Origin of the sequence: Tepidicella xavieri (assembly GCF_004363315.1) — a bacterium.
Taxonomy (GTDB): Bacteria; Pseudomonadota; Gammaproteobacteria; order Burkholderiales; family Burkholderiaceae_C; genus Tepidicella; species Tepidicella xavieri.
Genome location: NZ_SNYL01000006.1, coordinates 46,900 through 68,022, shown reverse-complemented (window position 1 = coordinate 68,022; position 21,123 = coordinate 46,900). Strand labels below are relative to the sequence as shown.

The 21,123-nt window shown below is 65.3% G+C and carries 17 protein-coding genes; 14 read left to right on the top strand and 3 right to left on the bottom strand.

The genetic code is table 11. The annotated features are described in order from the left end of the window. Position 1: 1 nt before the first annotated feature. Positions 2–409, bottom strand: coding sequence for a peptide-methionine (R)-S-oxide reductase MsrB (gene msrB, locus DFR43_RS06495; RefSeq protein ID WP_133596843.1), 408 nt, complete (start codon positions 407–409; stop codon positions 2–4). Between the two features lie 47 nt (positions 410–456). Continuing rightward, positions 457–1,116 (bottom strand): Crp/Fnr family transcriptional regulator, encoded by a 660-nt coding sequence (locus tag DFR43_RS06490; protein ID WP_245988852.1) that lies wholly within the window; start codon positions 1,114–1,116, stop codon positions 457–459. A 207-nt stretch (positions 1,117–1,323) separates the two neighbouring features. On the opposite strand from DFR43_RS06490, the gene DFR43_RS06485 reads away from it, so the two are divergent. From DFR43_RS06485 to DFR43_RS06420, 14 genes are all read left to right on the top strand, one after another. Beyond that, the gene (locus DFR43_RS06485) at positions 1,324–2,961 is read left to right on the top strand and encodes a 3-(methylthio)propionyl-CoA ligase (RefSeq protein WP_133596839.1); all 1,638 of its coding nucleotides are present in this window, start codon (positions 1,324–1,326) and stop codon (positions 2,959–2,961) included. 110 nt (positions 2,962–3,071) lie between these two features. After that, complete coding sequence (locus DFR43_RS06480) at positions 3,072–4,307, top strand: branched-chain amino acid ABC transporter substrate-binding protein (RefSeq protein WP_133596837.1); 1,236 nt, start codon at positions 3,072–3,074, stop codon at positions 4,305–4,307. A 148-nt stretch (positions 4,308–4,455) separates the two neighbouring features. Further along, on the top strand, positions 4,456–5,481 hold the full coding sequence (locus DFR43_RS06475; protein WP_133597050.1) for a branched-chain amino acid ABC transporter permease: 1,026 nt from the start codon (positions 4,456–4,458) through the stop codon (positions 5,479–5,481). A gap of 12 nt (positions 5,482–5,493) precedes the next feature. Continuing rightward, positions 5,494–6,786 (top strand): branched-chain amino acid ABC transporter permease, encoded by a 1,293-nt coding sequence (locus tag DFR43_RS06470; RefSeq protein ID WP_133596835.1) that lies wholly within the window; start codon positions 5,494–5,496, stop codon positions 6,784–6,786. Beyond that, positions 6,786–7,568 (top strand): ABC transporter ATP-binding protein, encoded by a 783-nt coding sequence (locus DFR43_RS06465; RefSeq protein ID WP_133596833.1) that lies wholly within the window; start codon positions 6,786–6,788, stop codon positions 7,566–7,568. The genes DFR43_RS06470 and DFR43_RS06465 overlap by 1 nt, the downstream gene beginning before the upstream one ends. 19 nt (positions 7,569–7,587) lie before the next feature. Beyond that, positions 7,588–8,283, top strand: coding sequence for an ABC transporter ATP-binding protein (locus DFR43_RS06460; RefSeq protein WP_133596831.1), 696 nt, complete (start codon positions 7,588–7,590; stop codon positions 8,281–8,283). 144 nt (positions 8,284–8,427) lie between these two features. Beyond that, complete coding sequence (locus DFR43_RS06455; RefSeq protein ID WP_133596829.1) at positions 8,428–10,551, top strand: 3-hydroxyacyl-CoA dehydrogenase NAD-binding domain-containing protein; 2,124 nt, start codon at positions 8,428–8,430, stop codon at positions 10,549–10,551. Between the two features lie 37 nt (positions 10,552–10,588). Next, complete coding sequence (locus DFR43_RS06450) at positions 10,589–11,764, top strand: acetyl-CoA C-acyltransferase (protein WP_133596827.1); 1,176 nt, start codon at positions 10,589–10,591, stop codon at positions 11,762–11,764. A gap of 13 nt (positions 11,765–11,777) precedes the next feature. Further along, positions 11,778–13,631 carry an acyl-CoA dehydrogenase gene (locus tag DFR43_RS06445; protein WP_133596825.1) on the top strand — a complete coding sequence of 618 codons (1,854 nt, stop codon included), beginning with the start codon at positions 11,778–11,780 and terminating at the stop codon, positions 13,629–13,631. A gap of 32 nt (positions 13,632–13,663) precedes the next feature. Then, positions 13,664–14,455 carry an SDR family oxidoreductase gene (locus tag DFR43_RS06440; protein ID WP_133596823.1) on the top strand — a complete coding sequence of 264 codons (792 nt, stop codon included), beginning with the start codon at positions 13,664–13,666 and terminating at the stop codon, positions 14,453–14,455. Beyond that, entirely contained in the window at positions 14,456–14,896 is a 441-nt protein-coding gene (locus tag DFR43_RS06435) for a PaaI family thioesterase (RefSeq protein ID WP_133596821.1), read from the top strand. Between the two features lie 48 nt (positions 14,897–14,944). Beyond that, positions 14,945–15,961 carry an NADP-dependent oxidoreductase gene (locus DFR43_RS06430; protein ID WP_133596819.1) on the top strand — a complete coding sequence of 339 codons (1,017 nt, stop codon included), beginning with the start codon at positions 14,945–14,947 and terminating at the stop codon, positions 15,959–15,961. Between the two features lie 39 nt (positions 15,962–16,000). After that, positions 16,001–17,653, top strand: coding sequence for an isovaleryl-CoA dehydrogenase (locus DFR43_RS06425; RefSeq protein ID WP_133596817.1), 1,653 nt, complete (start codon positions 16,001–16,003; stop codon positions 17,651–17,653). A gap of 26 nt (positions 17,654–17,679) precedes the next feature. After that, entirely contained in the window at positions 17,680–18,588 is a 909-nt protein-coding gene (locus DFR43_RS06420; RefSeq protein ID WP_133596815.1) for an SDR family oxidoreductase, read from the top strand. Here the strand turns inward: DFR43_RS06420 and DFR43_RS06415 are convergent. Beyond that, a complete protein-coding gene (locus DFR43_RS06415; RefSeq protein ID WP_133596813.1) occupies positions 18,577–21,111 on the bottom strand; it encodes a chemotaxis protein CheW in 2,535 nt (844 codons plus the stop codon). The two genes, DFR43_RS06420 and DFR43_RS06415, sit on opposite strands and share 12 nt — an antisense overlap. Positions 21,112–21,123: the final 12 nt, after the last annotated feature.

The window sequence follows — 21,123 nt, the reverse complement described above, 5'->3', positions numbered from 1 at the left end:
ATTATCGCGGCTTGAGCTCCAGGGCGGCGGAATTGGTGCAGTAACGCAGTCCGGTGGGCTGGGGGCCGTCGTCGAAAACGTGCCCCAGGTGGGCACCGCACTGGCTGCACAGCGTCTCGACGCGTCGCATGCCGTGGCTGGTGTCGGTGCGCTCGACGATGGCGCCGGGTGCGGCGTCGTAGAAGCTGGGCCAGCCGCAGCCGGCATCGAACTTGGTCTGGCTGTCAAACAGCCGGTTGCCGCAGCAAATGCAGTGGTAGCTGCCGTCGGCCCAGACCTGCTCGTAGCGGCCGGTGTAGGGCCGCTCGGTGTAGGCATGGCGCGTGACCTCATATGCCATGGGCTCGGCCCCTTTGGTGGCCAGCAGGGCGCGCCATTCGGCGTCTGTTTTCTGGATAGGGAACGTCACTGCACAATCTCAAGAAGCCGTGGACGGCAAGCCGTCTGGTGCCCGCCTCATCCTTCGTGGGATTGTGATCCGGAATCGTTGCCCCTGTTCCCCACAGGGTTGGCCAGTTGCTCCAGCGCCTGGGGTTGCAGGATTTCCACCCGCCCAAACTCCAGCGACACCCAGCCTTGGGCCTCGAACTGCTTGAGGACGCGGTTGATGGTCTGCCGCGACAGGCCGGCCAAATGGCCGAGGTCTTCCTGCGACAGCGTGATCTTGCGCACGCCGGACCAGCAGAAGTGCGTCAGGTACTGGGCCACGCGCTCGTCCGGGCTGCGCAAGCGGCCGGACTCGATGACCGTCATGGCTTGCCCCAGCCGCATGTTCAGGCGCTCGATCAGGAAGTGGGCAAAGGGCAGGCTGTGCCGGTACAGGCGCTGGAAGTGCGCCAAAGGCATGCCGATGAGCGTGGTGTCGCGCAGGGCAATGACGTCGTAGCGCCAGGCCGGTTCTTTGAGCACCGAGCCTTCGCCGAACCATTCCCCGGCCGGCACGCCCAGAAAGGCCGAGAGCCGCCCGTCGGGGGCCTTGGTCTGGAGCTTGGCCATGCCCGAGAGCACGCCGTACCAGCCGTCGATGGGTTCCCCCTCGGCCAACAGAATTTCTCCCTTGGTGGCTTTGCGCAGCACCATGGCGTCGAGCAGTTCGTTTTTTTCCTCGGCGGACATACAAGCGAACCAGGGCTGGGCGTGCAGAAACACACTGGCGGGCGTACGGGGCTCTAACAGCATGGGCAATCGATCTCGGCGAAAACAGATGTCGGCTCTGCGACAGATTCAAACACGCTTTCGGGGTTTCCCATGATGCCAGAGATGCAGGAACGCCAGATAGTTGGGCGTTGACCAGTGATTGAAAACCACCCACGGAGACTATTCATGCTCGGCTTGATGCAGGATCAGCCCTTGCTGATTTCAGACCTCATCGAACACGCTGCCCGCCACCATGGGGATGTGGAAATCGTGTCGCGGCGCGTCGAAGGCGATATTCACCGCACCACCTACCGGCAGGCGGCCAACCGAGCCCGGCAGTTGGCCCATGCGCTCGACGCGATGGGATTGGTCCAAGGCGACCGGGTGGCTTCGCTGGCGTGGAACGGCTACCGCCATTTCGAAATGTACTTCGGCGTCAGCGGCTCGGGCCGTGTGCTGCACACCATCAACCCGCGGCTCATCCCAGAGCAGATCGCCTGGATCATGAACCATGCCGAGGACCAGGCCCTGTTTTTTGATATGACGTTCTGGCCCATCGTCAAGGCCATCCATGACAAATGCCCCACGGTCAAGCACTGGGTGGCGCTGTGTGACGATGCCCACCTGGCCAAAGTGACCGACGGCCAGACGCTGGCCGGATTGGTGAGTTACGAGTCGCTCATTGGCAAGCATTCCGCCACCTATGCCTGGCCCCGGTTCGACGACGAAACTGCCTCCAGCATGTGCTACACCAGCGGCACCACCGGCAACCCCAAGGCCGCGCTGTACAGCCACAAATCCACCATTCTGCATGCCTATGCCGCGGCGCTGCCGGACGTGATGTGCCTGAGCGCGCGCGATTGCGTGCTGCCTGTGGTGCCGATGTTCCATGTCAATGCCTGGGGCATTCCCTATTCGGCCTGCGCGGTGGGGTGCAAGCTGGTGTTCCCCGGCCCGGCCATGGACGGCAAGTCCATCTACGAACTGCTGGATGGCGAGCGCGTGACCTTCGCGGCCGGCGTGCCCACGGTGTGGCAGATGCTGCTGACCCACATGGCGCAAAACGGGCTGAAGCTGCCGCATCTGACGCGCACCGTGATCGGCGGCTCCGCGTGCCCGCCGGCCATGATCACGGCCTTCCGCGAACAGTATGACGTGGAAGTGCTCCACGCCTGGGGCATGACCGAGATGAGCCCGCTGGGCACGCTGTGCACATTGAAGAACAAGCACTTGCTGCTGCCGCCCGAGGAGCAGATGAAAATCCGCCTCAAGCAGGGGCGTGCGATCTTCGGCATCGACATGAAGGTGGTGGATGCCGAAGGGCGGGAGCTGCCCTGGGACGGCAAGTCTTCGGGGGATTTGCTGGTCAAGGGCCCCTGGATCATTCGCGACTACTACAAGGGCGAGGGCAAGCCGCCGCTGATCGATGGCTGGTTCCCGACGGGCGACGTCGCCACCATCGATGCCGACGGCTTCATGCAGATCACCGACCGCAGCAAGGACGTGATCAAGTCCGGTGGGGAGTGGATCAGTTCCATCGACGTGGAGAACATCGCCATGGCGCATCCCGCCGTGTTGATGGCGGCCTGTATTGGGGTGAAGCACCCCAAGTGGGATGAACGCCCCATCGTGGTCGTGGTCAAGAAACCCGGCCAGGAGGTGACCCGCGAGGAATTGCTGGCTTTCTATGAAGGCAAGATCGCCAAGTGGCAGATTCCAGATGACGTGGTGTTCGTGGAATCCATTCCGCTGGGCGCCACTGGCAAGATGCAGAAGGTCAAGCTGCGTGAGCAGCTGGCCGATTACCGGCTGCCGGGGCTGTGATGCCGGGCCGCGCAGTCACTCAGGCGATAGGGGCTAGGGCTATCCCTGAGAGCGTGTTTGCAAGTCCCCAGTAAGCTTTGTACGTTCCACCACCCCAAGGAGACAAACCGATGAAACTCATGATCAAAGCCCTGACCGGTGCTGCCATGCTGACCTGCGCCTTCACGGCGTTCGCCCAGAAGGGCGAAACGGTGAAGATTGCCTGGATCGACCCACTGTCGGGCCTCATGGCCCCGGTGGGCACCAACCAGCTGCGCAGTTTCCAGTTCTTCGCAGAAAAATTGAGTGGCGATGCCAACCCCGCTGGAGTCAAGTTCGAGGTGATAGGCTTCGACAACAAGCTCAGTCCCGCCGAAAGCCTCACGGCTCTGCAGGCCGCGATCGATCAGGGTGTTCGCTACATCACGCAGGGCAACGGCTCTTCGGTGGCCGGTGCCCTGATCGACGCGCTCAACCGCCACAACAGCCGCAACCCTGGCAAGGAGGTGGTGTTCCTGAACCATTCTGCTGTGGACCCTGACTTCACCAACAGCAAATGCAGCTTCTGGCACTTCCGCTTCGATGCCGACACCTCCATGAAGATCGAAGCAATGACCGCCTTCATGAAGGACGATCCGACCATCAAGAAGGTGTTCCTGATCAACCAGAACTACTCCCATGGCCATCAGGTGGCAAAGTACGCCAAGGAAAGCCTCAAGCGCAAGCGCCCCGACATCGAGATCGTGGGCGAAGACCTGCATCCGCTGGCCCAAGTTCGTGATTTTGCGCCCTATGTCGCCAAGATTCGCGCCTCGGGTGCTGATACGGTGATCACTGGCAACTGGGGCTCCGACCTCTCCCTGCTGGTGCGTGCCGCCAATGAGGCCGGTTTGAATGTGCGCTTCTTCACTTACTACGCGGGCGTGACGGGTACCCCGACCGCGCTGGGTACCCAGGCCGAAGGCCGGGTGTACCAGGTGGGTTACAACCACTACAACATGGGCGGCCAGATGGACAAATGGATGGCCGAGTTCAAGCAGCGCTTCAACGATGACTTCTACACTGGGTCCGTGGTGAACATCTACAAGGGGCTTGCGCAGGCCATGGCCAACGCCAAGAGCACCGATCCGGTGAAGGTGGCGCATGCCCTTTCCGGCTTGAAGTTCCAGGGCTACAACGGCGAAGTGGAAATGCGCCGCACGGATCACCAATTGCAGCAACCCCTGTACCTGACCCGCTGGCAGAAAGTGGACGCCAAACACCCGTACAGCCCGGAGAACACCGGGATGACCCTGGTGCCGGTGCGTGAATTCCCTGCCTACGTGGCCAGCACGCCGACCAGCTGCCAGATGCGGCGCCCGGGCTGACGCTGCCTGCGCGACCCTGACACACCGGGGCCCTATGCGTGCCGGGCCCCGGTTTTTCAACCCAGCCCCTGATCGCGGTGCCATCTAATGGCTGGCGGGGCTGGACTGTTGTCTCAAGAGGCTGGCTTTGGCCAGAAACGATGTGACGCTGGAATTTTTCATCATCTCCATGCTGAACGGGCTGAGTTACGGCCTGCTGCTGTTCATGCTCAGTTCGGGCCTCACGCTCATCTTCAGCATGATGGGTGTGCTGAACTTCGCCCACGCCAGCTTCTACATGGTGGGGGCGTACCTGGGGTATTCGATTGCCCAGGTGGCCGGCTTCTGGGTGGCCCTGCTCGTGGCGCCCATCCTGGTCGGTCTGATGGGGGCGGCATTCGAGCGCACCAGCCTGCGCAAGGTGCACAAGTACGGGCACGTGCCGGAACTGCTGATCACCTTTGGCCTGTCTTACATCATCCTGGAATTGGTGCAGCTCATCTGGGGGCGTTCGGCTGTGGAATTCCGGCCTGCGGAGATCCTGCAGGGCTCGGCGTTCACCCTGCTGCATTACGCCGATGACACCATGGGCTTCATGTGGGGCCGCGCGCCGGCCGATTTGTGCAGCGCGGCCACCGGCACCGTGTGCTCCTACTTTCCCGCCACTCGCGCATTCATGATGCTGGTGGCGGTGGTGATGCTGGTCAGCTTGTGGTTGCTCATCACCCGCACGCGGGTGGGGATGGTGATCCAGGCGGCGCTCACGCACCCTGAAATGGTGGAGGCGCTGGGCCACAACGTGCCGCGCGTGTTCATGCTGGTGTTTGGCGCGGGCACGGCCCTGGCGGGGCTGGCCGGAGTGATTGGCGGCAGCACGTTCGTCACGGAACCGGCGATGGCGCTGACGCTGGGTTCGCTGATTTTCGTGGTGGTGGTGGTGGGCGGATTGGGTTCTTTGTCGGGCGCTTTCCTGGCTTCGCTCATCATTGGCGTGGTGCAGACCTTCGCGGTGGTGCTGGACCACTCACTGGCCAGCGTGCTCTCGAACATGGGCATCGAGCTGTCGGATGCGGCGCGGCAGAACGATCTGTTGCGCCTGACGATTTCCCAGGTCGCGCCCATCCTGCCGTATCTGTTCCTCGTGCTGATCCTGATTTTCCGCCCCAGGGGGCTGCTGGGCAACCGTGAAACCTGAGGCTGCACACCTATGACTACCGCTTACTACAGTTTCAAGCCGTACAACGTCGGGCGCTGGATCATCTGGTCGCTGTTCGCGTTGGTGCTGATCTTCGCGCCTCAGGTGTTCGACAGCAATTTGTCCATCAGCATGTTGGCGCAGATGGGCATCGCCATCATCGCCTGCCTGTCGTACAACATGCTGCTCGGCCAAGGGGGGATGCTGAGCTTCGGGCATGCGGTCTATACCGGGCTGGGCTCCTACGTGGCCATTCACACGCTGCTGCGCGTCTCTGACGGCCTGATGTCCTTGCCGGTGAGCCTGATTCCGCTCGTGGGTGGGCTGGCCGGGCTGTTTTTTGCCATGTTGTTTGGCTATGTGACGACGAAGAAGGCCGGCACCCCCTTCGCGATGATCACCTTGGGGATCGGCGAGTTGGTGTTTGCCATGTCGCTGATGTTCTCCGACTTCTTTGGGGGGGAGGCGGGCATTTCGGCCGACCGGGTGGTGGGAGAGCCTTTCCTGGGCATCACGTACGGGCCCAACATCCAGGTGTACTACCTGATTGCGGTGTACACCTTCATCTCGGTGGCGCTGATGTATGCCTTCACCCGCACGCCGCTGGGGCGCATCATCAATGCCGTGCGCGATAACCCGGAGCGGGTGGAGTTCATTGGCTACAACACGCAGATGGTGCGTTATCTGGTGTTCATGATTGCCGGGTTCTTTGCCGGCATCGCCGGGGGACTGGCTGCCATTCAGTTCGAGATCGTGACGGCCGAAGTGGTCGGGCCGATCCGCTCCGGTGGCTACCTGCTGTTCACGTTCCTGGGCGGGGCCACGTTCTTCTTCGGCCCCATCATCGGCGGGGTGCTGATGGTGCTGGCCTTCGTCCTGTTTTCGGAAATCACCAAAGCCTGGCTGCTGTATCTGGGCTTGATCTTCTTGTTCATGGTGATGTATGCCCCAGGCGGCATTGCCAGCCTGATCATGATGAACCTGCGCGTGGCCATGTTTGGCCGCCTGCGGGAGTTGTGGGTGAGCTATCTGGCGTTGGGCACCACGGCGCTGGTCTTCCTCGTGGGCGCTGGGGCCATGATCGAGATGGTGTACCACCTGCAGCTCAATACGGCGCTGGGCGATGAGGTGCGGTTCCTGGGCGTGACGCTCAATGCCCGTGAGACGTCGAGCTGGTTCGGCTCGGTGTTCGTGGCGCTGACGGGCCTGGGGTTGTTCGAGCTGACGCGGCACCATTTCCGCCGCCAGTGGGCCGAGATCCAGACCTATATCGAAAAAGAGATCAAACGCCGGGAGACCACCTGATGAGCACGCCTTACGTTCTGGAACTCAAGGACCTGCGCAAGAGCTTTGGCAAGACGGAGATCATCCGGGGAGCCAATCTGGCGGTTCAGGCCGGCGAGCGAGTGGCCATCATCGGCCCCAATGGGGCGGGCAAGTCCACGCTGTTCAACCTCATCAGCGGGCGCTTTGCGCCAACTTCCGGCGAAGTGTGGCTCAACGGCCAGCGCATCGATGGCAAGAAGCCGTTCGAGATCAACCGGCTGGGGTTGTCGCGCAGCTTCCAGATCACCAACATCTTCCCCAAGCTCAGCGTGTTCGAGAATCTGCGCTGCGGGGTGCTGTGGAGTCTGGGCTACAAGTACACCTTTTTCAAATTTCTGGCCGATCTGGACGACGCCAATGAGCGGGCCGAAGAGCTGCTGGAGATGATCCGGCTGGACAAGAAGCGTGACACGCTGGCCATGAACCTGACCTATGCCGAACAGCGGGCGCTGGAAATTGGCATCACCATTGCAGGCGGGGCCAATGTGGTGCTGCTGGATGAACCCACCGCCGGCATGAGCAAGAGCGAGACCAAGCGGTTTATCGAGCTCATCCGTGAAGTGACGGTGGGCAAGACGCTGTTGACGGTGGAACACGACATGGGGGTGGTGTTTGGCTTGGCCGACAAGATCGCCGTCGTGGTCTATGGCGAGGTGATTGCCTACGACACCCCCGAAGCCGTGCGGGCGAACCAGCGCGTGCAGGAAGCCTACCTGGGCTCGGTGCTGGCCGAGGAGCAGGCAGCGGGTGCGGCGCATTGAACGAAAACGGACGACAGACATGCTGGACATCAACAACCTGCACGCCTACTACGGCAAGAGCCACGTCCTGCACGGGGTGCACTTCAAGGTGGCCCAAGGCGAAATCGTGGCTTTGCTCGGGCGCAACGGATCGGGGCGCTCCACCACGGCCAAAGCCATCATGGGGTTGGTCGATTCGGAAGGCGAGATTCGTTGGAAAGGCCGGCCGATTCGCGGCATGAAGCCTTTCGAGATCGCCCATCTGGGCATCGGCTATGTGCCGGAAAACCGGGAAATCTTCCCCAAGCTGACGGTGCACCAGAACCTGATGCTGGGGCAGAAAGGGCGGGGCAAAGGCAGCCGCTGGAGTTTTGACGACATGTATGCCATGTTTCCCCGCCTCAAGGAGCGCCAGCATACCGAGGCTGGCGTCATGTCGGGGGGGGAGCAGCAGATGCTGACCCTTTGCCGCACCCTCATGGGCGACCCGGAGCTCATCATTATCGATGAGCCCACGGAAGGGCTGGCGCCGAAGATCGTCGAGCAGGTGGCCGATTTTCTGCAGAAGCTCAAAGAAAAGGGCGTCTCGGTGCTGCTGATCGAGCAAAAGCTCACGATTGCTCTGAACATCTCAGACCGCGCGCTGGTGATGGGGCACGGCAGCATCGTGTTCGACGACACCCCCGCCGCGCTCAAAGCCAACCCCTATGTGCGCAAGGAGTGGCTGGAGGTCTGACCCGGCGCGCGCAAGCCGCTGCCCCGAGACAAACAGGTGACAGACGGCCGGGCTCATGCGCGGCAGACTTCCTACAATGCAATAACACGAACGGTCGTTCTTTTTGTGGCCGTTCATTGGCTTTCAGTCAGACAAGGAGACCGCATGACCGCGCATTACCAGGTCCACGGCGACGTGGCCGTCATCACCCTCGACAACCCGCCCATGAACGGTCTGGGGCTGAGCACCCGCCAGGGGATTGCGCGGGCGCTGGAGCAAGCCATCGAAGACGCCGCCGTGCGGGCCATCGTGATCACCGGGGCCGGCAAGGCGTTTTCCAGCGGCGCCGACATCAAGGAGTTCGGCTCCCCCAAAGCCTATCAGGACCCCAACCTCATCAGCGTGATCAACGCGCTGGAAGCCTCGCCCAAGCCTGTCGTGGCCGCGTTGCACACCGTGGTGATGGGGGGAGGGCTGGAACTGTCGCTGGGGTGCCATTACCGGATTACCGCGCCCGGCGCCAGCGTGGCCCTGCCGGAGGTCAAGCTCGGCTTGATTCCGGGCGCGGGTGGGACGCAGCGGCTGCCCCGCGCCATTGGCGTGGAGCCGGCGCTCAACCTCATCGTCAGCGGTGAGCCGGTGAAAAGCGAGTTGCTGGCCCAGATTCCCGGCCAAAAGCTCTTTGACAAGCTGGCGGCCAGCGCCGACAGCCTGATGGATGAGGCCCTGGCGCTGGCCCGGGAGGCGGCGGCCAAGCACGCCGCAGGCGAGCCGCTGCCGCGGTTGCGCGACCTGCCCTGCAAGCACCCCCAGGGCGACGGCTACTTCCAGTTTGCCCGCAACATGGTTCGCGGCATGGCGAAGCACTTTCCGGCGCCGGTCAAATGCGTGGACGCGGTGGAAGCCGCCACGAAGAAAAAGTTTGATGAGGGCATGGCCTATGAGCGCGAGACCTTCGTCAACCTGATGATGACCCCGGAGTGCATGGCGCTGCGCCACCTGTTCGTGGCCGAGCGGGCGGCCAGCAAAATCCCGGATGTGCCGGCCGACACCCCGCAACGCACGGTGGCGAAGGTGGCCGTCATCGGTGCTGGCACCATGGGTGGCGGCATCAGCATGAACTTCCTCAATGCGGGCATTCCGGTCACGATCCTGGAAATGAAGCAGGAGGCGTTGGACCGCGGGCTGGCCACCATCCGCAAGAACTACGAAGCCCAGGTGGCCAAAGGCAAGCTCAAGCAGGACATCTACGAGCAGCGCATGGCGCTGCTCTCCACCACCTTGAAGTATCAGGACATTGCCGACGCCGACCTGGTGATCGAAGCGGTGTTTGAGGAGATAGGGGTGAAAGAGCAGGTGTTCAGGCAACTCGATGCGGTGATCAAGCCCGGCGCCATCCTGGCCACCAACACCTCCACGCTGGATGTGAACAAGATTGCCGCATTCACCCAGCGCCCGCAGGACGTGGTGGGGATGCACTTCTTCAGCCCGGCCAATGTGATGAAGCTGCTGGAAGTGGTGCGTGGCGAGAAAACCGCCAAGGATGTGCTGGCCACCGTGATGGCCATCGGCAAGAAGATCAAGAAGACTTGCGTGGTCGCTGGGGTGTGCGATGGCTTCATCGGCAACCGCATGATCGAGCAGTACAGCCGCCAAGCCGGGTTTTTGCTGGAAGAGGGGTGTACGCCTCAGCAAGTCGATCAGGCGATCGAGAAGTTCGGCTTTGCCATGGGGCCATTCCGCATGGGCGACCTGGCCGGCAACGACATTGGCTGGGCCATTCGCAAGCGCCGCTATGTGGAAAAACCCCATCTGCGCTACAGCAAGACGGCCGATTTGCTGTGCGAGATGGGGCGTTTTGGGCAGAAAACCGGCGCCGGCTGGTACGACTACGCCCCCGGCAAGCGCGATGCCATTCCCAGCCCGGTGGTGGTCGAGATGATCGAGCGGCATCGCCAGGCGCTGGGCATCACCCCGCGTCAGATTGCAGACGAGGAAATCGTGCAGCGCCTGGTGTATGCGCTGGTCAACGAGGCGGCGCACATTCTGGAGGAAGGCATTGCCAGCCGGCCGAGCGACATCGACATGGTGTACCTCACGGGCTATGGCTTCCCGGTCCACCGGGGCGGCCCGATGCACTACGCCGATTTCGTGGGGCTGTTCAACGTGGCCGAGGCCATGAAGCGCTTTGCCCGCAATCCGCATGACGACGCGCAATTCTGGCAGCCCGCCCCTCTGATCCGGCGCCTGCTGGCCGAAGGCAAGACCTTCGCCGACCTCAACCGCTGATGCCTCGCCACCCCATCCCGAATCGCAAGGAACGACCATGACCCAAGCCGTCATCGTATCGACCGCACGCACCCCGCTGGCCAAGAGCTGGAAAGGGGCCTTCAACATGACCCATGGCGCCACCCTTGGGGGCCATGCCGTGCAGCACGCGATTGCCCGCGCCGGCATCGACGCCGCCGAGGTGGAAGACGTGATCATGGGCTGCGCCAACCCGGAAGGGGCGACTGGCATGAACATCGCGCGCCAGATCGCGTTGGCCGCCGGCTGCCCGATCACCACCTCCGGGCTGACGGTCAACCGGTTTTGCTCCTCCGGCTTGCAGACGATTGCCTTGGCGGCGCAGCGCATCATCGCCGGTGAGGGCGATGTGTACGTGGCCGGTGGCGTGGAAAGCATTTCCTGCGTGCAGCAGGAAATGAACATGCACATGGCCTTCGATCCCCTGCTGAAGAAGAAAAAACCTGAGATTTACTGGACCATGCTGCAAACGGCCGAGCAGGTGGCCAAGCGGTACGGCATCGGCCGCGACGCGATGGACGAGTATGGCGCGGCGAGCCAGCAGAAAGCCTGCGCGGCGCAGGCCGCCGGGTTGTTCGAGGCGGAAATCGCGCCGATTACCGTGACCATGGGGGTGGCCGACAAGACGCTGGGCCTCATCACCCGGCAGGTGACGGTGAGCAAAGACGAAGGGCTGCGCGAAGGCACCACCAAAGAAGGCATCAGCGGCATTCGGCCGGCGCTGCCGGGCGGGCTGGTGGCCGCGGGCAATGCCAGCCAGTTCAGCGATGGGGCCGGGGCCTGCGTGGTCGTCAGTGAGGCGTATGCCAGCCGCCACAACCTCCAGCCGCTGGGGCGTTTCCTGGGCTTTGCCGTGGCCGGCTGCGAGCCTGACGAGATGGGCATTGGCCCCGTATTCGCCGTGCCCAAGGTGCTCGACAAACTGGGGCTGAAGGTCGAAGACATCGACCTGTGGGAGCTCAACGAGGCCTTTGCGGTGCAGGTGATCTACTGCCGCGACCGGCTGGGTATTCCCAACGAGCGGCTCAACGTCAACGGCGGCGCCATCGCCCTGGGGCACCCTTACGGCGTCAGTGGCCAGCGGCTCACCGGGCATGCGCTCATCGAAGGCAAGCGCCGGGGCGCCAAGCGGGTGTGCGTGACCATGTGCATCGGCGGGGGCATGGGGGCCGCTGGCGTGTTCGAGGTGCTGTGACGACGGAGTGAGCATGAGCCTGCGCCCCACCGTCGATTTTCTGCTCTACGACTGGCTGGGGGTGCAGACCCTCAGCGAGCGCGCGCGTTTCGCGGACCACAGCCGCGAGACCTTCGACGCCGTGCTCGACACCTGCGAGCGCATCGCCCGCGAGAAGTTCGCCCCCTTCAACCGCCTGGTGGACACCCAGGAGCCGCAATTCGACGGCGAAAAGGTGATCTTGCCCCAGGCCACGAAAGACGCTTGGGACGCCTATGCCGCCTCTGGCATGCTCAGCGCGGCCCAAGACCATGACGTGGGCGGCATGCAGCTGCCTTACACGGTGGAGGCGGCGGGCAACGCGTTTTTCGCCATGGCCTCCGTCAGCATCGGGGCAGGCATGCTCACGGTGGGCAACGCCAACTTGCTGATGGCGCACGGCTCACCTTTGCAGCGCGAGGTGTTTGCCCGCAACGCATTCAGCGGCCGGTTTTCCGGGACGATGTGCCTGAGCGAGCCGCAGGCGGGTTCGAGTCTCAGCGACGTGGCCACGCGCGCCACACCCGACGGCGAGGGCTTCGAGGCCGACCCCCTGGGGCCCCGTTACCGCCTGCGCGGCAACAAGATGTGGATTTCGGCCGGCGAGCATGAGTTGACCGAAAACATCGTCCATCTGGTGCTGGCCAAGATTCCCGGGCCGGACGGCAAGCTGCCGCCGGGGGTCAAAGGCATTTCCCTGTTCATCGTGCCGAAGAAGCTGGTAGACACCCAAGGCCGCTTGACCGGCGTGCGCAACGACGTGGCCCTGGCCGGCCTGAACCACAAATGCGGCTGGCGCGGCACCACGAACACGCTGCTCAATTTCGGCGAAGGCCGTTTCCCGGTGCAGGGCGAGGGCTTGGGCGCCGGGCTCGACGGCCGGGGAGCCGGGGCCATCGGCTATCGGGTGGGCGAGCCGGGCAAAGGCCTGAGCTATATGTTCCACATGATGAACGAGGCGCGCATCGGGGTGGGCATGGCAGCCACCATGCTGGGCATGGCCGGCTACCACGCGAGCCTGGACTATGCGAAAACCCGCCCGCAGGGGCGCCCCATGGGGCCGGCCGGCAAAGACCCGACCCAACCCCAGGTCCGGATCATCGAGCACGCCGATGTCAAGCGCATGCTGCTGGCCCAGAAGGCCTATTGCGAAGGGGCGCTGGCGCTGGAGCTGTATTGCGCCCGTCTGGTGGACGAGCAGCGCACCGGCGACGCCGCAGCGGCCGATGACGCCCGTCTGCTATTGGAAGTGCTGACCCCCATCGCCAAGAGCTGGCCCAGCGAATGGTGTCTGGAGGCCAACAGCCTGGCCATCCAGATTCACGGCGGCTATGGCTACACGCGCGACTTCCCGGTGGAGCAGTACTGGCGCGACAACCGCCTCAACATGATCCATGAAGGCACGCATGGCATCCAGGCGCTCGACCTGCTGGGCCGCAAGGTGTTGATGGAAAACGGCCAAGGCCTGCAACGGCTGGTCGCCCGCATGCAGGGTACTATCGCCCGGGCCATGCAGCGGCCTGAGTTGGCGGCCCATGCCCAGGCCCTGGCGCAAGCCTTGCAGCAAGTGGGTGCCGCCACCCAAGCCGCATGGGCGACAGGCCAGCCCACCGAAGCCCTGGCCAATGCCGTACCCTATATGCAGGCGTTTGGGCACACCGTGCTGGCCTGGATCTGGCTCGATGTGGCGCTGGCGGCGTTGCTGGCTGCGCCATCACCGGCCCGGCAGGGCCGGCTGGCCGCCTGCCGCTACTTCTTTCACTACGAGTTGCCCAAAATCGGCGCCTGGCTTCAAGTCGTCACGCAGCGCGACATGACCTGTGCCGAACTGGCTGAAGACGCATTTTGAACCGGGCCCTGGGGGCCCAGAAGGAGACACGCATGTCACGCACCGTACACGAACTCTTTGACCTCAAGGGCCGGGTGGCGCTCGTCACGGGCGGCTCCCGCGGGCTGGGGCTGCAGATGGCCCACGCGCTGGGCGAGGCCGGCGCCCGCGTGCTGGTGACGGCCCGCAAGGCCGACGAACTCGAAGGCGCGGTGGCGCAACTGCGTGGGGCGGGCATCGACGCGCAATGGATCGCCGCCGATTGCGCCAAGGAAGCCGACATCCACCGCCTGGCGGCCGACACCCTGCAGCGCATGGGGGCGGTGGACATCCTGGTCAACAATGCGGGGGCGGCCTGGGGCGCGCCCGCCGAAGACCACCCCATCGAGGCGTGGGACAAGGTGATGAACCTCAACGTGCGCGGTTACTTCATCCTGAGTCAATACCTGGCCAAGCACCACATGATCGCCCGGCGCAAAGGCAGCATCATCAACGTGGCCTCCATCGCCGGGCTGGGCGGCAACCCGCGTGGCATGAACACCATCGCCTACAACACCTCCAAAGGCGCGGTCATCAACTTCACCCGGGCGCTGGCGGCCGAATGGGGCCCCTACGGCATTCGCGTCAACGCCATTTGCCCGGGCTTCTTTCCCAGCAAGATGACCAAGGGCACGCTGGAGGCGCTGGGAGAAGACAAAATGGCCGCGCACGCCCCGCTGGGCCGTCTCGGTGACGATGAAGACCTCAAGGGCTTGACGCTGCTGTACGCCTCCGACGCCGGCAAGCACATCACCGGCCAATGGCTGGCGGTGGACGGTGGCGTGAGCATCATCACGGGAGGTTGAGTGGCGTTTCCAGTCCGAATCCCCTTCGTCGAGCATCTGGGCTTCGTCCTGCGGCATTGGCAGGATGGCGAGGCCGAAATCACCTTCGATCCGGCGCCGGAGCACCTGAATTCGTTCAACGTGGTCCACGGCGGGGCCACCATGACCCTGCTCGACGTGGTGATGGCCCACGCCGCTCGCAGCGTGCAGCCGGACATGGGGGCCGTGACCATCGAAATGAAAACCTCATTCATGCAGGCGGCCAAGGGGCTGCAGCGCGCGCGCGGACGGCTGCTGCACCGCACCGCCACCATGGCCTTCACCGAAGGCCGGGTGTTTGACGCCGAGGGCCGGCTGTGCGCCCATGCCACGGGCACATTCAAGTATGTGAAACGGCTGCCGGTGGGGGCCAAGGGCGTGCAGTCACTCAATGCGCCTGCCACCGGCATTTCCACCGACTGATTCCTTCGCTTCCCTTTCCGGGGCCTGAGCCCCGCATCAGGAGATGACATGCCTCTGAACACCCGTATCCTGCTGGACAACCGCCCCCGCGGCGAAGCCAGCGTGAGCAATTTCCGCATCGAAACGGTGGAGACGCCCCCACTGGCCGAGGGGCAGGTGCTGGTGCGGCACCATTACCTTAGCCTGGACCCTTACATGCGCGGGCGCATGAATGACGCCAAAAGCTATGCCGAACCGCAGCCGCTGGGTGAGGTGATGATCGGCGGCACCGTGGGCGAGGTGGTAGAGAGCCGCCACCCCCGCTATGCGCCGGGCGACCAGGTGGTGGGCATGGGGGGATGGCAGCAGTACAGCGTGGTGGATGCCTCCCAGCCTGGCGCGCTGCGCAAGGTGGACACGACACACGTCCCGTTGAGCCACTACCTGGGGGCGGTGGGCATGCCCGGCGTGACGGCCTGGTACGGGTTGGTCAAGATCATCGACCCCAAGCCCGGGCAGACCGTGACGGTCAGCGCCGCCAGTGGCGCCGTGGGCAGCGCGGTCGGCGCCTTGGCCAAGGCCCGGGGCTGCCGCGTGGTGGGCATTGCCGGTGGGCCTGACAAATGCGCCTACGTGAAGGATGAATTGGGCTTTGATGACTGCATCGACTATCGGCAACACCGTGATTACCCTTCATTGGCCAAGGCCCTCAAGCAAGCCTGCCCCCACGGCATCGACGGGCATTTTGAAAACGTCGGCGGCATGGTGCTCGACGCGGTGATGCTGCGCACCAACCCGTTCGCCCGCATGGCCGTGTGCGGCATGATTGCTGGCTACGACGGCCAGCCCCTGCCGATGGCCAACCCGGCGCTGATCCTGATCAATCGCCTGCGGGTCGAGGGGTTTATCGTCAGCGAGCACATGGAAGTCTGGCCCGAGGCGCTGGCCGAACTGGCTGAACTGGTGGGCAGCGGCCGTTTTCGCCCCCGCGAGACCGTGGCCCACGGCATTGAGTCTGCGCCAGAGGCATTTCTGGGCCTGCTCAAAGGGCGCAACTTCGGCAAGCAGCTCGTCAAGCTGGTTTGAAGCCGGGCTGGGGCGGCATCGGTCACGGAGGCCAGCGAGATGAACGAGACGCACGAGGTATTCAATCAGCCCCTGCCGCTGCAGGACGTCAACCTGTTCGCGGGCAACCGGCCCATGCAGGACGCGCTCGACCGGCTGGCGCCCGCGATGGACCGATCGGCGCTGGTCGAGTTGGGGGCGTTGGCCGGCAGCGCCGAGATGCAGATGCACGCCCGGCTGGCCCATGTGTTCACGCCCCAGCTGCGCACCCATAGCCGGCAAGGGCACCGCATCGATCAGGTGGAATTCCACCCCAGCTACCATGCGCTGATGGGCGCTGCGGTGGCCGCCGGTCTGCATGGCGCCCCTTTTGCCGATGCCGAGCAGGCCAGCGGGCACGCCCATCTGCGCCGCGCCGCCGGCTTCATGCTCTTTACCGAACTGGAGCCAGCGACGCTGTGCCCCATTTCCATGACCTATGCGGCCACGCCGGCCTTGAGGGGCAATCCCGCCATCTACCGCGACTGGGCGCCGGCACTGACCAGCCGGGCTTATGACCCCGTCATGCGCCGCTGGACCGACAAGGCCGGCGTGACCATGGGCATGGGCATGACCGAGAAGCAGGGCGGCTCCGACGTGCGCGCCAACACCACCCAAGCCGTGCCCGACGGCGAGGACGCCTGGGGCCGGCGCTTCGTGGTCACCGGGCACAAGTGGTTTTTTTCCGCGCCCATGTGTGACGCTTTCCTGATTCTGGCCCAGACGCCGGCGGGCTTGTCCTGCCTGTTTTTGCCGCGCGTGCTGCCGGACGGATCGGTCAATGCGCTGCGCATCCAGCGCCTCAAAGACAAGCTGGGCAACAAAGCCAACGCCAGCGCGGAGGTGGAGTTTCACGCCGCCACGGCCTGGCTGGTGGGGGAGGAGGGCCGGGGCGTGCCGCAAATCCTGGCCATGGGCACCATGACCCGACTCGATTGCGCCCTGGGCACCAGCGGACTGATGCGTCAGGCCCTGGCGCTGGCCATCGACCATACCCGCCAGCGCCGCGCTTTCGGCAAGCCGCTCATCGAGCAGCCGCTCATGAAAAACGTGCTGGCCGATTTGGCGCTGGAGTCCGAGGCGGCCACCGTGTTGGCCCTGCGGCTGGCGCACAGCTTCGACCGGGCCGGTGGCGACGCGCATGAGCGCGTCATGCAACGCCTGCTCACTCCCGTGGCCAAGTTCTGGATTTGCAAGCGCGGCAGCCCCTTTGCCCAGGAGGCCATGGAGTGCCTGGGCGGCAACGGCTACGTGGAGGAGCAGGGCGAGGGCGTGATGGCCCGGATCTATCGCGAAATGCCGGTCAACAGCATCTGGGAAGGCGCGGGCAACATCATGGCGCTGGACTTGCTGCGCGCGCTGCGGCAAGCCGATGCCGCTGCCGCCCTGGCCCAGGAATTGGCGCCTGCGCGTGGCGCTCACCCCGCGCTGGACCGCTGGATCGATCACCTGCCGGCTCAGATGGAAGACCTGGCCACCGAGTGGGAGGCCCGCCGGCTGGCCGAGCGCGTGGCGCTGGCCGTGCAAGCCGCGTGGCTGGCCCGTTGTGCGCCAGGGGTCGTGTTGGGTGCCTTCTGTGACTCACGGCTCGATAGCCGCTGGGGGCACAGTTTCGGCGCCCTGGGGGCTGGCGTCGATTGGGATGCCATCATCGAGCGGGCCCGCCCGCGCTGAAACCACACACACGAGGAGACGCATACATGCTGGATACCTTCGCTGGCCGGACGGCTGTGATCACCGGGGCCGGTTCGGGCTTCGGGCTGGAGGTGGCGCGCCTGGCCGCAGCACGCGGCATGCGCCTGGTGCTGGTGGACGTGCAGGCCGATGCGCTGGACCGTGCCCGGCAGGAACTGGAGGCTGCCGCAGCGACGGTGCTGGCCCGTCGCGTGGATGTCTCCCATGCCGAGGCGATGGATGCCCTCGGCGCGGAAGTGCGGCAACGGTTCGGCGCGCCCCACTTCGTGTTCAACAACGCGGGAGTGGCCGCCGGTGGCCTGATCTGGGAAAACACCGTGGCCGACTGGAACTGGGTGCTGGGCGTCAACCTCTGGGGGGTGGTGCACGGGGTGCGCGTGTTCACGCCCATGATGTTGGCCGCCGCGCAGGCCGACCCAGCCTATCGAGGGCACATCGTCAACACGGCCAGCATGGCGGGCTTGCTTACGCCCCCGAACATGGGGGTGTATAACGTGAGCAAGCATGCCGTGGTCGCGCTGACCGAGACCCTCTATCAAGATCTGGCGCTGGTCACCGACCAGGTGGGGGCGAGCGTCCTGTGCCCTTACTTCGTGCCCACCGCAATCAGCCAGAGTCAGCGCAACCGCCCGACGGACCTACCCTCGGCCGCCCCCACCCGCAGCCAGCTCATTGGCCAGGCCATGAGCGAAAAGGCCGTCAGCAGCGGCAAGGTCACGGCGGCGGAAGTGGCGGCCCAGGTGTTCCAAGCGATCGAGCAGGGCCGGTTCTACATCTACAGCCACCCCAAGGCCCTGGGCAATGTGCGCACCCGCCTGGAAGCCATCGTCGAAGGCCGCAATCCCCCCGATCCCTTTGCCGAGCGCCCGGAAGTGGGGGCGCAGTTGCGCGCGGCGTTGCGCTCAGGCGCTTGAAGGCATGCCCTCGGTCTTGCGCAGGGCCGCAAACAACCGCTGCGTATCCAGCACCGCAATCAACAGATCGCCGCCACGCGCGCGGATCAGGTGCTCGATCAGGCGACGGGCGGCGCCACCAAATGGCGCGGGGATGATCTCGTCGACGCCAAACTCTGGCACCGCGTGCAGTTCGTCCACCAGCAGGCCGGCGGTCTGGCCATCGTGCTCCAGCAGAATGATCTGGCGCCCCTGCGCCGCGGAATCGGCCGAGGCGTTGCCTCCCAACAACCGCCCAAGGTCGTATACCCAGATGAAATGTTGGAGGGCGGTGTGGTCGGTGGGGGGCAGCATCCCGACCAAAGCGGGATGCCCCTGTGGCGGGGCGGGGGTCATGCGTTCGGCCGGCACGGCCTCACGCACGCAGGCCGCATCCAGCGCCAGCAGGCCGTCGCCGAGGTAGAAGGTGGCGTACTCTCGCCCGCCGCGGGTGGTGTTCGTCCAGCCGTCGTGCTGCGTGGTGTCGGCGCGTGTGGAGGCACGCCGCACCGGGCCCAGCGTCTCGATCACGAAGGCCAGCACGTCGTCGCGGTAGCCGTCGCTGGTCTTGAACTCGCGGTAGCCGGCCGAGGCCGAGGCGCCCAGCAGCACGTAGTGCCCCTCGTGCTCGATGACGCGGCTGGCGGTGGCGCCGTTGGGCAGCTCCAGCCATGGGCCGGCGGCGGCCAGCACCGCCCCCACCGGCGTGGCCGGGTCGGTGCTGGCGATGACGCGGCCCTGCCGGTCGGTCAGGTATGCGCGCGCGTCCGCCCGCTGGCCGATCGCGCCGCGCAGCATCGCCAGCAGCTCGCGCTCGGCGTGGAAGACGATGCCGATGCCGCCTACGACGTGGCCGTCCTCCGGGTGGCGGATCGCGGCGTGGTAGGTGTAGGTCGGGCGTCCGTCGGTCCACGGCTCCACCTGGAACGGCGAGACGTGGTAGCTCTGCTCGTCCGGCAGCGCCAGCACGGCCTGCAGCGTGGCCTCGTCGACGCGGCGGCCCACCAGCCCGTCGTCGCCGCCGTCGTGCGACTGGGCGACGATGCGCCCGCCGCGGTCGTAGACGAACAGCCGGGTGTAGACGGTGTAGAGCGAGTGGATGTAGCGCAGCAGCGGCGTGATCGTCTCGCGCGCACCGTCCTGGGGCTCCGGCTGCGCCAGGATGGTGCGCAGCTCCGGCGTCATCGCCCACCAGCGGCAGTCGTCGGCGCGCTCGTACAGGTTGCGGTCCAGCAGGTCCACCGCCAGGTGGGCGACGAAACCGACACGCTGCAGGCCCGAGGCCAGCACGGTGTCGTAGAGGTCGCGCACCGACTGCGCGAACAGCGTGTTGCTGCGCGCGCCGGTCTCGCTGATCTGGTCGAGGATGGTCTTGAGGCGCTGGCGGTCGATGTCGCCACCGGCGGTGACGACCTGGCCGTTCCACACCACGCGCCGGATCGACTCGGTGGCGCGGATCACCTCGTACAGCGGCGGGCTGAAGCTGCGCGCGTGCGACAGCAGGCCGGCGGCGGTGCCGGGGTCCAGCGCCTCCAGCGCGCTGCCCTCGTCGCGCGTGAAGGCCAGGTCCACCGGTACCATCACCTGCCCCTGCCAGCCCTCCGGGCCCATGTAGCCCTGGTAGCCCTCGGCGCGGCGCGTGCAGACCAGGTACTCGCGCCCGGCGTGCAGCAGCAGGCGCGGCGCGCCGTCGGGGTTGACCGGCACCTGGGCGCCGCGCGCGATCCAGTGCTCGTCGGAGCTGGCGATGACGCGCGCCTGGCCGTCGAGCAGCAGCAGGATCGAGCGGCCGGCCGGGTCGCCGTGCGAGCGGAAGATGCCGGCCATCTCGGCCTCGAAGCCGAACACCAGGCACAGCACGCCGGCCGGCTGACGCGTCGTCGGGTGCAGCATGCGCTGGGCGTAGATGAGGCTGGCGCCCAGCCCTGGGCGCAGGTCGGTCGGGCGAAAGATCTGCACGTAGCCGTCCGAGGCCAGCGCCTGCGCCAGCAGCGGGTCCTGCGTGCCCTCCACCGCGTGCGCGGGGTCGGTCTGCACCAGCACGTTGCCCTGCGGATCCAGCAGCAGGATCTCGTCGTAGACCGTGTACTTGCGCCGGTACGACAGCAGCCGCGCGCGCACGGCGTCGGCGTCGCGAGTCAGCCCGGCGACGAACTCGCACAGCACGCGGTCGGTGGCCAGGAAGCCGACGTCGGCGGTGCGCTCGTACAGGTTGCGAACGACGATGTCGATCACGTAGCCGGCGCGGGTGCCCAGCGCCGCCATCGCGTGGTCGATCTTCTCCGCCACCAGGCTGCGCACCAGCTCGCGTTCCAGCCGGTCGAAGCCGGCGCGGGTGGCGGCAATCGTCGGCAGGATGGCCTGCGCCTCCTGCGGGCAGACCATGCGCGCGGTCGACTCGATCAGGCGCCACATCAGGTTGAGCTCGCGCAGCGACGTCTCACAGCGGGAAACGTCGGGCATGTAGGGCAGGTAGTTGTCGACAGCGGTGGCAGGTAAGCTCATGCGGCAGGGGGT